General features: G+C 56.5%; 3 protein-coding genes and 1 pseudogene. All 4 read left to right on the top strand.

Annotated features, from left to right (window positions below; genetic code table 11):
* Positions 1 to 2: 2 nt before the first annotated feature.
* Positions 3 to 1,448, top strand: a complete 1,446-nt coding sequence (tldD, locus tag M495_RS21750; protein ID WP_020832063.1) for a metalloprotease TldD — start codon at positions 3 to 5, stop codon at positions 1,446 to 1,448.
* 287 nt (positions 1,449 to 1,735) lie between these two features.
* Positions 1,736 to 3,409, top strand: a complete 1,674-nt coding sequence (locus tag M495_RS21745) for a ShlB/FhaC/HecB family hemolysin secretion/activation protein (RefSeq protein ID WP_020832062.1) — start codon at positions 1,736 to 1,738, stop codon at positions 3,407 to 3,409.
* A gap of 26 nt (positions 3,410 to 3,435) precedes the next feature.
* Positions 3,436 to 13,055 (top strand): annotated as a pseudogene (locus M495_RS26290) (two-partner secretion domain-containing protein).
* Complete coding sequence (locus M495_RS21735) at positions 13,052 to 13,447, top strand: DUF6911 family protein (protein ID WP_020831919.1); 396 nt, start codon at positions 13,052 to 13,054, stop codon at positions 13,445 to 13,447. The pseudogene M495_RS26290 and the gene M495_RS21735 overlap by 4 nt, the downstream one beginning before the upstream one ends.
* Positions 13,448 to 13,602 lie beyond the last annotated feature (155 nt).

Here is a 13,602-nt window from a genome sequence, read left to right as displayed (position 1 = left end):
TTATGAGCCTGACGTTTGTCAGTGAGCAGTTACTTGCTGCGAATAAGTTGAGCCACCAAGACCTGTTTTCCGTCCTGGGGCAACTGGCAGAACGCCGCCTCGATTATGCCGATCTCTATTTCCAGTCGAGCTACCATGAAGCATGGGTGATTGAAGACGGCATTATCAAGGATGGTTCTTACAATATCGATCAAGGGGTCGGGGTGCGCGCCGTCAGCGGCGAAAAAACCGGCTTCGCCTATGCCGATCAGATCACCCTGAACGCTTTGCAGCAGAGCGCTCAGGCGGCGCGCAGCATCGTACGTGACAAGGGCAACGGCCAGGTACATACCCTGGGCGAAATCAGCCATAAGGCGCTGTACCCGCTGCTTGATCCGCTGCAAAGCCTGCCGCGTGAAGAAAAAATCGCCTTGCTGCATCGCGTTGATAAGGTGGCCCGCGCTACCGATAAGCGCGTACAGGAAGTCAGCGCCAGTATCACCGGCGTATATGAGCAGATCCTGGTCGCTGCTACTGACGGCACCCTGGCGGCGGACGTGCGCCCCTTGGTGCGTTTGTCCGTCAGCGTGCTGGTGGAACAAGACGGCAAGCGTGAGCGCGGCTCCAGCGGCGGCGGCGGTCGTTTTGGCTATGATTATTTCCTGGAAATCGTCGAGGGTGACGTTCGCGCCGATGCCTACGCCAAAGAGGCGGTGCGCATGGCGTTGATCAACCTGTCTGCCGTTGCGGCGCCGGCGGGCAATATGCCGGTGGTGTTGGGCGCAGGCTGGCCAGGCGTACTGCTGCATGAGGCGGTAGGCCACGGCCTGGAAGGTGACTTCAACCGTCGCGGTACGTCGGTGTTCAGCGGTCAGATGGGCCAACTGGTGGCTTCCGAGCTTTGCACCGTAGTGGATGACGGTACTCTGCAAGGGCGTCGTGGGTCACTGGCTATCGATGACGAAGGCGTACCGGGTCAGTACAACGTGCTGATTGAGAACGGCATCCTGAAAGGCTACATGCAGGACAAGCTCAATGCGCGCCTGATGGGCGTTGCACCGACCGGTAACGGCCGCCGCGAGTCTTATGCGCACCTGCCAATGCCGCGCATGACCAATACCTACATGCTGGCGGGTAAGTCGGCGCCGGAAGAGATCATCGCCAGCGTCGAGTACGGCCTGTATGCGCCTAACTTCGGCGGCGGTCAGGTGGACATCACTTCGGGCAAGTTCGTGTTCTCCACCACCGAAGCCTATTTGATTGAAAATGGCCGCATCACCAAACCGGTGAAAGGCGCTACGCTGATTGGCTCCGGTATCGAGGCAATGCAGCAGATTTCAATGGTCGGCAACGATCTGGCGCTGGATAAAGGCGTTGGTGTATGTGGCAAAGAGGGGCAAAGCCTGCCGGTGGGCGTCGGCCAACCGACCCTGAAGCTGGACACCCTGACCGTTGGCGGTACCGCATAACCGTCTCCTGGGGCCGGATCCCGGCCCCTATCAAACGCCATTTTGCGGCCTGCATCGCATTAACGGCAATGAGTTGGCTTTGCTTAAATTAAGAGCGATCCACTGTTTTTCCCAGCCTCAGTAAATCAATAAATTAGATTTAACTATTTGAAGCTATTTTCTGCGGTTTTCCCTAAGAGCTTTCTGTATCGATTGCCCTAATTGCCTCTCCAGCTAATGATTCACAGCTTGTTACATTCTTCCTTCCGTCGTTAAAATGCTGAAAAAACACACGGATGATCTTCTGAATGGATTCAGTGACTCAACGGCTTTCGACAGCTTTGCTGTGCATTTTCTTTTCCTCCGCGGCGGGCGCTAACCTGCTTAGCCCGGCAGATCGTGACACCATTCAACAACAGCAGCGTGAATTGCTGGAGCAAAACCAGCAGCAGCGGCAGGAGCTGCAACGTAGCCTGACGCCGGCCTTGCCGACCCCTGCAACACCCAACGCCAACGCTGGCGGACCTTGTTTTAGCATCACCCATATCCGGCTGGAAGGCGCGGCTCATCTGCCCGCCAGTGCACAACGTAAACTCACGCAGCCTTATCTGCAGCAATGTCTGAATCTGGGCCAAGTCCAGACGCTGGTGCAGCAGATCTCCGATTGGTATATCAACCGTGGCTATATCACCAGCCGCGCATTCCTGACCGAACAGGATCTGTCGCGCGGCGAGCTGCGGTTGCTGGTGCTGGAGGGCAAGCTGGAGAACGTTCTGCTGGAGCAACGAGACGATCGCATGCTGAAAATGGTCTTCCCGGGCCTGCAGGGCAATATTCTTAATCTGCGTGATATCGAACAGGGCATGGAACAGATCAACCGACTGCGTCAGCAGCCGGTACAGATAGAAATTCTGCCGGGTAGCCGGCCGGGTTACTCGGTGGTCAATCTGAGCGCCAAACCTGAGTTTCCTCTGACGCTGGGGGCAGGGTTCGACAACAGCGGGCAAAAAAGTACCGGTGCCGGTCAGATCAACGGATCGCTGACCGGCAATAACCTGCTGGGGCTGGCGGATCAATGGTTTGTCGCCGGTGCCCGTAGCAGCGATTTTGCCAACGATCACAATGCGCGCAGCGTGCAGGCCGGCCTCAGCTTGCCTTACGGCTACTGGACGCTGGATTACAACTATTCCTACAGCGACTACCTGGCTACCCTCAACAACCAGGGCTTTGACTGGCGTTCCAGCGGTGACAGCCAGATCCATCGGTTGGGCGTTTCGCGGGTGTTGTTCCGTGACGGCGAAATGAAAACCGGCCTGTCGCTGGGGGTCACGCACCGCATCAATCGCAATTATCTCAATGACACCCGGCTGGAAAGCAGCAGCCGCAAACTGACCAGCGTGACGCTGGGTGTTAGCCACAGCCAAAAGCTGTTGGGCGGTTTCGCCACCCTGAACCCGGCTTACAGCCGCGGGGTGCCGTGGCTAGGGGCAGAGAACGACAGCGGCAAAATCAAGGAAGCCCCCCGCGCCGAATTTCATAAACTTTCGCTTTCCGGCAGCTACTACCTGCCGCTGGCGCAAGATTGGACTTACCTCACCAGCCTGTACAGCCAGTGGAGCAATCACCGCTTATACGGCAGCGAACGTCTGACCATCGGTGGTGAGAGCTCTGTACGTGGTTTCAAGGAGCAGTATCTTTCCGGTGACAAGGGCGGCTACTGGCGTAATGAAGTTAACCGGGCGCTGGTGACCTTGCCGTACGTCGGCAGTATTAACGCCATGGCGGCGGTAGACGGCGGCTATCTGCACCATGACGCGCTGGATGCCAATGCCTCGGGGACGCTGTGGGGCGGCGCCCTGGGCCTGGGGAGCCGTAGCCGCTATTTCAGCAGTCAACTGACCGTCGGCTGGCCACTGGCTTACCCGGATGGAATGAAGCCGGATCGTGTTTCGGTCTATTACCGGGTCAATATCGTTATTTAACGCTAACGCACAGGAAGGTTTCAAGGATGAAACATAGTGATAATCAAAACCTTAATACCACGCAGCGCCTGCTGAGCTATACCCTGTGCACATTGCTGGCGGGGCAACCGTTGCTGCCTGTACTGGCCGAGGGCATTAACGTAGCCGAAGGCAATACCCGAGTGGATCAGGCCGCCAATGGTGTGCCGGTGATCAATATTGCCACGCCGAACCAGGCTGGTATTTCGCATAACAAATACAACGATTTCAACGTTGGCAAAGAGGGGACGATCCTCAACAACGCCACTGGCCAGCTCAATCAGAGCCAGCTTGGCGGGCTGATCCAGAACAACCCCAACCTGCAGGCCGGCGGGGAAGCGCAGGGCATCATCAATGAGGTGGTGGCACCGAACCCCTCACAGCTGCGCGGTTACCTGGAGGTCGCGGGCAAGCAGGCCAGCGTGATGGTAGCCAACCCCTATGGCATCACCTGCGACGGCTGCGGCTTTATCAATACCCCCAACGCGACGCTGACGACCGGCAAGCCGGTGCTGGGTGCTGACGGCAAGCTGCAGGCGTTGGAAGTCACCCAGGGGGCAATCACCATTCAGGGTAACGGGCTGGACGCCGGCAAGAGCGAAAAATTTGCCTTGATCGCCCGCGCAACCGAGATTAACGCGCAACTGCACGCCAAGGACCTCAGCATCACGCTCGGGGCCAACCGGGTAGATGCTACCGGCAAGGCCACGGCGATTGCAGGCAGTAGCGACGCGCCCAAGGTGGCGATTGATACTGGTGCGCTTGGTGGCATGTACGCCAACCGTATCCACCTGGTCTCCAGTGAAAAAGGCGTTGGGATCAACCTCGGCAACCTCAACGCGCGTGAGGGCGATATTCAATTGGATGCCAATGGGCAACTGCGGCTGAATAATACGCTGGCAGAGGGGAGCCTGAATGCTACGGCGGCAGGAATGACGCTGAGCGGCAACCATAAGGCCGGCCAGGCGATGAGCCTGAACAGCCGGGGTGAACTGGCCCTGGACAAGGCCGTGTTGAACGCCAAAGGCGATATGCAGCTTAGCGCCGCAGGCAAATTGCAGGCGGGCAAAGCCAGTACTGACGGCAAACTGCAGCTGACCGCAGACACCCTGAGCAGCGCTAAAGACAGCAGCCTGACTGCCGAAGGTGACATCAATATGACGCTTAACGGTGACGGCGACTGGCAGGGCGTTCTGACCGCCGGGCGCGATCTGCACCTGCAAGCCAATAACCTCAGCAGCAGCGGCCAGCTGGCCGCCAACCGCGACAGCCACATTCAGACACAGAGCCTGGACAACAGCGGGCGGATACAGGCACAGGGCATGCAGACGCTGATAGGCGAACGGCTTGATAATCGGGGGCAGTTGCAAGCGGGCGGTGTTCAGCGGATCACGGCCAAAAGCGTCGATAACCAGGGGGCCATCGGGGCCAGGCAGCACCTTGAGCTGCGCGTGCGCGACAAGCTTAACGTGGCAGGTTCCCTGTCTGCAGATGGCCCCTTAACCGTACAGGCCGGGGAATTCTTGCTGGCGGGCAGCGCCAGCGGCAAACAGGGCATCACCCTCAACGGCGGCATACTGAGCACAGCTGCAGGCTCATCGCTGCTGAGTGATAGCGATATTGTCATTCAGGCTAATGACGTGCGGTTGGGCGGGCTGCTTTCCAGCGAACTCGCCCTGACGATGGACGGCCAGAATTTGTCGACCACCGCAGGCGCCCGCACCCAGGCCAAACAGGGCATGGCGTTAAAAATTACGCAGGATGCGCATTTGGCGGGCGTGTTTAACACCTTGGGGGATTTGAACTTTTCCGCTGCGACTGCCGATAACAGCGGCCAAATCAACGCACTTAACATTGACTGGCGCGGTGGTTCACTGCGCCAGCGAGGGCATCTGCAGGCCGATAATGGCTTCACGCTGAAGGTAAATCGGCTCGATCAACAAGGCGAACTGCTGGCCGGCAAACGGCTGACGGTGAATGGCACTACCCTGGTCAACAGCGGGCAGATCGGCGCCTCCGGGGTGGAGCTGAGCTTTAGTGAAAAGGTGGACAACCAGGGCAAGCTGGTGGCGGACAATACGCTGACGTTAAAGGCTCCAACGTTGAACAATACCGGCACCCTCGCGGCCAACAGCATGAAGCTCACGGCGCAAGATGTGGAGAACAGTGGGCTGATACAGGCCAAGGGGCTGGTGGAGATTACAGCGAAAGATCTGCAAAACCGCGTGGCAGGGCGAGTGCTGGCCGGGGGGGCGTTGGCGCTGCAGGGGGAGCGGTTGAATAACGCCGGTAAGCTACAGGGACAGAACATTGATATCGGCGTACAAGGTTGGGCCAACACTGGCAGCACCCTGGGGGAAAATGGGCTGACGGCAACGGTCGAACAGACGTTGCACAACAGTGGGCAAGTGCTGAGCCAGGGGCCACTGAAACTGACGGCTGCCACGCTGAATAACGACGGCAAGGTATTGAGCGAAGGCGCATTACAGCTTTCGGCCGACAGCATCAGCAATCAGGGGGAAGCGCAGGGTGCGGCGACCACCGTCACGGCCAACACGGTGAACAACAGCGGCAATCTGATTGGTCTACGGCAGTTGGCGTTGCAGTTGCAAAAGGATCTGAACAACACAGTAAGCGGCAAGCTGCTCAGCGAAGGGGAACTGACTGTAGGGGCGGCGATAGTCGAAAACGACGGAGTATGGCAGGGCGGCAGCATCAGGCTGGCGGCTCAGCAGTTGGATCATAAAGGCGTGTTGCAGGCGGGCACGGGAGGGATCCATTTGGATCTCAGTGACAGCCTGAAGACGGAAACCAGCAGCAAGATCTTCTCCAGTGGGAAAACGGATCTGACGGCGCAGACCTTGAACAATCAGGGCCATGTACAGGCGGGCGAGTTGACGTTAAAAGCCGCTGAACTGACCAACACCGGCAGGCTGCAGGGACAGAAAAATCTGGAGGCCAAGCTGAGTGGCATATTCCATAACCTGGCTGGTGGCACGGTGCGCAGCCTGGGAACCCTGCGGGTAGAGGCGGCAGAGCTAAACAACGCTGGGGATCTGCAGGGAGATGGCGGCAGCGTATTGCGGTTGGATCGCCAGTTGAGCAACTCAGGCAAAATGATCGTCGGCGGCGCACTGGATCTTCAAGCGCCTTCGCTGAATAACCTCGGCTGGCTGCAGGCCAATAGCCTGACGTTCAGGGGCACCCGGTTGGATAACAGCGGCACGTTGAGCGGTATCGGCGATACCCGGTTTACGCTCGATGTTCTGAATAATATGGGAACCCTGCAGGGCGGCAATTTAACGCTGCAGACAGGCAGCCTGGATAATACCGGCACGCTATTGGCGACAAGCCAGATGAGCGTTAACGCGCGGCAGATTGATAACCACCAGAACGGCAAGCTGTTCAGCGGTGGCGATGCGACATTGGTGAGCAGCCTGCTGAATCAGTACGGTCAACTGGTGGCGCTGGGCAATATTACGCTGACGTTAAAGGAAGCCTTCACCCAGAATGGCACTTTGGCGGCAGGTAAAAAGCTGACCCTGAGCAGCGACGGCGATGTTGTGCTGCTGGGTACCCTCCAGGGCCAGAGCATCGATGTGCGTAGCGCTGGCCAACTGACACATGCCGGTACCCTGCGCGGCGGAAGCGGCGACGTGCGGATCGAAGCCGCCGGCATCACGCAAACCAGCACCGCCAGTCTGCAGTCGGGTGGCTGGGTACAGTTGCTGAGCCGTGGCGACATCAATAATAACGGGTTTATCGGTACCGCCGGCAATTTGCTGCTGAGCGCGGCTAACCATCTGCTCAACATCGGCATGTTGTACGGCGGTGGCGATGTGCAACTGTTGGCGGAACGTATCACTAACCAGCGTGGCGACGTCCTGGCGGGCAACAACCTGTGGATGCAAAAAGACGCGGCCGGCAATGCCAACAGTGAGATCGTCAACACCTCCGGCACCATCGAGACCGAAAATGGCAATATTCAGATCAACACCGCGCATTTGCTCAATCAGCGTGATGGCTGGTCGGTGAGCACCGAAAAGCAGACGACGGCGAAAGATCCGCTGTGGAATGGCCAGACGCTGGTCAATATGAAACTGGGGGATTTGGCTGAAAGCGAGCTCGGTTATTACATCAAAACGGTGCGCACCGGCGGCAGCATGGGGCATGGCAACGGTTCCGTTGATGATTACTATTATTTAGCGCCTAAAGCGCCTGCCGTTGATAAAAAGATCCTGGTTGAATCCTCCAGCGTAACCGTCACTGCGAACGGGGGCGCTGGGCGAATTGCCGCAGGAAAGGACATTGTCGGCACCATTACGCGTTTTGACAATATTGCCAGCGACATGCTGGCCAATGGTGATATTTCGCTGAGTGGTGGCTCGCTGAATAATGAGAGCACCCAGGCAGGAAGCCAGAATAAATACCTGAATTACCGTTATGACGGCGAAATCGCACAGTATGATTTCGACAAGCACCGCTCGTTGGCTGACTTCAAAAAGAGCGGCAATTACATCCGTGATAACGTCAATACCCCCATTCAGTACCGCTTAACCGGACAGCCAGAGTACCAGAACGAAAACACCGCTGTTTATCGCAGCGTGATCCAGGCCGGTGGTGCCGTTAACGTCCGTTTTACCGACGATATCAGCAACAGCATGGTGACACCGAACGCCGGCAGCCTGAGCCATACCCTGGCTAGACCAACGTTGGACAGCCTGCAGCAGCCGGAGGCTATCAGCGGTGTTCAACAGCAGGATCTGGCGGCGGATCAGAGCGTTGCCTTCGGTTCAGCTGAGTGGAAAGACAACCTGCAGGCGGCCCTGGGCTCGCTGGGTAATAACGCCGTAGCCTTGGCGGACTACCCACTGCCGGGCGGGGATAGCGGCCGTTTTGTCGTCAGCGCGGATCCCAATAGCCCATACCTGATCACCACCAACCCGAAACTGGACGGCCTGGGGCAGTTGGATAACAGCCTGTTCAACGATCTCTACGCCATGCTGGGCCAACAGCCGGGTGCCGCTCCGCGTGAAAACGACCGCCGTTTTACCGATGAAAAACAGTTTATCGGTTCGGCCTACTTCCTCGATCGGCTGCGACTTAATCCGGACTACGACTATCGGTTCCTGGGGGATGCGGCGTTCGATACCCGCTATATCAGCAACGCCATGCTCAGCCAGACCGGCAAGCGCTATCTCAACGGTATCGGCTCCGATTTGGCGCAGATGCAGCAGTTGATCGACAACGCCGCACAAGCGCAGAGCGGCCTGAACTTGCAGTTTGGCGTTAGCCTGACGCCGGGCCAGGTTGCGCAGTTGGATAAAAGCATCGTCTGGTGGGAGAAGGTAACGATCAACGGCCAGACGGTGTTGGCGCCAAAACTCTATTTGGCCAGACGGTGTTGGCGCCAAAACTCTATTTGGCCAAAGGTGACGCAGCCCAGCTCAACGGCAGCGTGATCACCGGCAATATCGTTAACCTGAACGGCGGCAGTATTCGTAATGACGGCAGCTCGCTACAAGGTGGTGAACGGCTCAACGTTAATAGTAAAACGGTTATCAGCAACCTTAACCAGGGGCTGTTCGACGCCGACGGCAATTTGCAGCTCAGCGCCATTGGCGATATCAGCAATATCGGCTCGACCATCAGCGGCAAGCGGGTCGCGATTGAAAGTCTGGATGGCAGCATTATCAATAAAACTCAGGCTCGCCAGTGGGATGCCACAGGGACTCAGGGCGGCCAGACGTTGTCCCTGTCGCGTACAGAAGTTGGCGATACTGCTGTCATCAGCGCAGAAGATGCGTTGATCATGCGTGCCGACAAAAATATCGATGTTATCGGCGCGAGGATCGCCTCTGATGGCACGATGAATCTGCAGGCGACGGGTGATATCAACCTGCTTGTTAATCGCACGGAATCCATTGATAAAACCAGTAATAGCGAGCGCATCAGCAGCGGTGCCGATCGCAGCATCATCACCAGTAGTGGGAATATGACGCTACATGCCGAGCGTGATTTGAACTCGCAGGGGGCGGTGTTGGTGGGTGACAGCGACATCCTACTGAGTGGCAAGCGAGACGTAAATCTTAACAGCGTGGAAAACCGGGAGTATCAGGCAAGCCACGGCGGCGGCCAGCAGCGGGTGAAGGAGTCCATACGCCAACAGGTCACCGAAATCGCCGGCGGCAGTTTGCGCGTTGATGCTGGCCAGGATGCCATCTTCGAGGGTACGCAGGCACAGGTAAGTGGAGATTTGGTGGTTAACGCCGACCGTAATATCGTGGTGGACAGCGTAGCTGAAAGGGACTACAGCTTCTTCGAAGAGACTAAGGTCAAAAAAGGATTTATGTCCAAAACCACCACCCATACGGTGGAGGAGGACTACGCGACCCATGAGAAAGGAGCGGTACTAAGTGGCGACAACGTTTTACTCAACGCCGGTAACGACCTGACAGTACGGGGCTCGACGGTAGTGGGGGACGGCCAGGTCACATTAAAGGCCGATAATAACATCGATATTTTTGCCGCCACCGAGGAGCAATCCCTTTACCGGCTGAACGAGAAAAAAACCAGCGGCGTGTTCAGCGGCGGCGGCATCGGCGTGACCATCGGCAGTAAATCTTCTCGTCATCAATTGAACGAAGATGGCACTACCCAAAGCCAGAGCGTCAGCACCATAGGTTCGACCGGCGGCAGCGTGGATATCGAAGCGCGCGGCAAGGTGCATATCAGTGGCGCAGATGTGATTGCGGATAAGAACCTATCGGTGACGGGGGATAGCGTCCATATCGACCCGGGTAAGGATATTCGTCGTCGTGACGAAGCCTTCGAACAGAAACAGAGTGGCCTGAGTCTGGCGCTGTCCGGTACGGTGGGCAGTGCGATTAATAGTGCGGTGACAACGGCTCAACAGGCAAAGCAGGAGACCGACGGTCGACTGGCTGCCTTGCAGGGGGCCAAAGCGGCATTATCCGGCGTGCAGGCCGCTCAGGCGGGTCGACTGGCAAAAGTCGGCGATACCGATACTGAAGAAGGCAGCATGGTGGGGATCAGTATTTCGCTTGGCGGCCAGAAATCGTCGTCGAAACAGCATCAGGAACAAACGAGCATCGCCGGTTCAACATTCAGTGCCGGTAATAATATGCAGGTGACTGCAACCGGCAAGGGCAATACTGCTGACAGCGGTGACATTGTCGTTGTCGGCAGTCAGTTTAAAGTGGCGGGCAACACCACCCTGGCCGCCGAGCGTGACATCTTGCTGTTGGGCGCAGCCAATACTCAGAAGACCGAAGGAAGTAACAAGAGCAGCGGCGGCAATATCGGCGTCAGCATTGGCGTGGGAAAACAGACGGGATTGAGCGTCTTCGCCAATGCCAACAAAAGCCAGGGCAGTGAGCATGGTGATGGAACGTTTTGGACTGAGACGACGATAGACACCGGTGGCGTGATGTCAATGCGCAGTACCCGGGATACCCTTTTGTCAGGGGCACAAATCAGTGGCGAAAGGGTGGAGGTGGATACCGGCGGTAACCTGATAATGCAAAGCCAGCAGGATAGCGACAACTATGACGCCAAACAAACCAGCGTCAGTGGTGGTGTCAGTGTGGCTATCTTCGGTGCTGGCGGCTCGGCGAGTCTGAGTATGAGCCGTGACAAATTGCACAGCAATTATGACAGCGTGCAGGAGCAAACGGGTATATTTGCCGGCAAGGGCGGCTATGATATTAAGGTTAACCAGCATACGCAGTTGGACGGCGCGGTCATCGCCAGTACTGCCGCGCCAGAGAAAAACCGTCTTGATACCGGCACCCTGGGCTTCAGTGATATCCATAATCAGGCGGATTTCAAGGCCGAGCATCAAGGGGGTAGCATCAGCAGCGGCGGCCCGGTGGGGTCAGATCTGCTGACCAATCTGGCGGGCGCGGCCCTTTCCGGCGCGGGCAATAAAGGGCATGCAGAAGGCACGACCAAGGCTGCGGTGTCGGGCGGTAGCGTGGTTATTCGCGATGGGGCCAACCAGCAGCAAGATGTGAATGCGTTGAGCCGGGATACGGATAACGCCAATGGCAGTATTGGGCCGATCTTCGACAAGGAGAAAGAGCAGAACCGGCTGAAGCAGGCGCAGCTGATCGGCGAAATCGCCGGGCAGACGATGGATATTGTCCGCACCCAGGGTGATATCAATGGCTTGCAGAAGGCAAAGGACAAGCATCCGGGGCTGGATGCGACAGCGTTGCGTAAAACGCCGGAATATAAGGCCGAGATGCAGAAATACGGCACCGGCAGCGATATGCAACGGGCCGCACAGGCAGTAACGGGCGCGCTGCAGGCGTTGGCGGGGAACAATCTGGCCGGCGCCTTGGCGAGCGGAGCGGCACCGTATCTGGCGAAAGAAATCAAGGCGCGGGTCGGTGAAAATAACGTGGCAGCGAACGCAATGGCGCATGCGTTACTGGGGGCGATAACTGCGCAACTGAACAACCAGTCTGCGGTAGCCGGTGCGGTGGGTGCGGGCGGTGGCGAGCTGGCCGCGCGGGTGATAACAGAGATAAGGTTCCCGGGCCGTGACATAAACAGTCTGACAGAAGGTGAGAAGCAGGAGGTCAGTGCTTTGAGCCAGTTGGCCGCAGGACTGGCAGGGGGGATAGCTTCAGACAGTACGGCAGGGGCGGTAGCGGCTTCGCAGGCCGGTAAGAATGCGGTGGAGAATAACTTCCTGAGCGTGTCTGAAAAGACAGAGCTCGAGCTGGCGAAGCAGAAGCTCCAGAACAGTAAAGACCCGGCAGAGCGTGAGCAGGCCCAGCAGAAAGTTAATGAACTGCGTGAAAAGGATATCGCCAGCGACAAGAAGGTGATAGAGGCCTGCGGAAATGGTGCGGCAGCCAGTGCGGCCTGTGGTGCGGCGAGACTGGAGGTTATCGCGGCCAAGGGTGAGTATGAAACCGGGCCGTATAACTCGAAGGTGAGCCAGCAATACGCGGATGCTTACGGCCAGATAGTGAACCTGCTGAATATCACCAGTGTTGATGCGCAGAATCAGCAGCAGATCCAAGACGCACTGATCAACTTCTTTATGACCACGAAAGGGGTTGATTACGCAACAGCCAAAGATTACGCCGAGTTGAAGCAAGGAGCCGATATTATTGTTGCTTCGGTCACTCCGGTACTTGGTGCGGCAGCGGCGAAACAACTTGGCAAGATTGTAGATGCGAATGTGAAGGTCGTTGCGAAAGGAAATGTTGATGGTAATAAGTTCAGTGATACTAACCAGGGAGCAAGGCCTTCACAGTTAGCTGATTTTAATAAACCGACTCTCATCAATGATGTTGTGCAGGCTAAGATAGATAAGCGCCCGGATAAAAATTACCCTAATGGAAACATGGGAACAGCCCATGCGGAAGTGGGAGTGATCCAGCAGGCTTATGATAAGGGAATGACTCAAGGGCGCGAAATGGCAATGAGCGTAGCAGGGAAAGAAGTCTGCAACTATTGCTTGAGTGATGTAAAGGTCATGGCAGAAAAAGCAGGGCTTAAATCACTGACAATTTATGAAGAGTCAACAGGTAACGTTCTGTTCTGGCAGCAGGGTATGAAAAAAATAGAAAATAAGGGGCCTGCAAAATGATAATAAAATATGAGCTTTCTCGTTTATGTTCTGGTGAGGAATATGTCAGAAATGAATCCCCTTTGTGGTCTGATGTGCTCGATTTTTTAAATGTTCTGAAGAATAGCAGCGGTAGCGTAAATATCAGGATTATTAATGCTCCAGATACCGGGCCAGAGAGACTCAGCGTTGAGGCAGAGAATGGTTTTTATCTAGTTACTTTGCTGGAATATGATGAGTCTGGAGGTGATGTAAGATCCATATGGGATAATACGTCATCATCAGGAGATAGTATCATTATCCTTGGTAATCACTGGCCTGAGCGTCAGCTTACAAAAGACTTCGATCTTGTTGTCAGGATCTTTAAGGAGTTCTTCGATACTGGCAATGTATCAACGGATCTTCTGAACTAATCTACTCCCCCAGCCTTGGCCGGGGGAGTGTTATCAAGCCCTAAAAACCTCATCTTCTCGCCGCCGTAATCGAATAACACCGGGTGCGGCGGTGATCTTCAGAGGTTTCGGGTTGGTGATGCCGTACTCGGTGAGCCAGTTATGTCGATGATCAG

Source organism: Serratia liquefaciens ATCC 27592 (assembly GCF_000422085.1).
Taxonomy (GTDB): Bacteria; Pseudomonadota; Gammaproteobacteria; order Enterobacterales; family Enterobacteriaceae; genus Serratia; species Serratia liquefaciens.
This window is presented reverse-complemented; position numbering and strand designations above follow the sequence as displayed.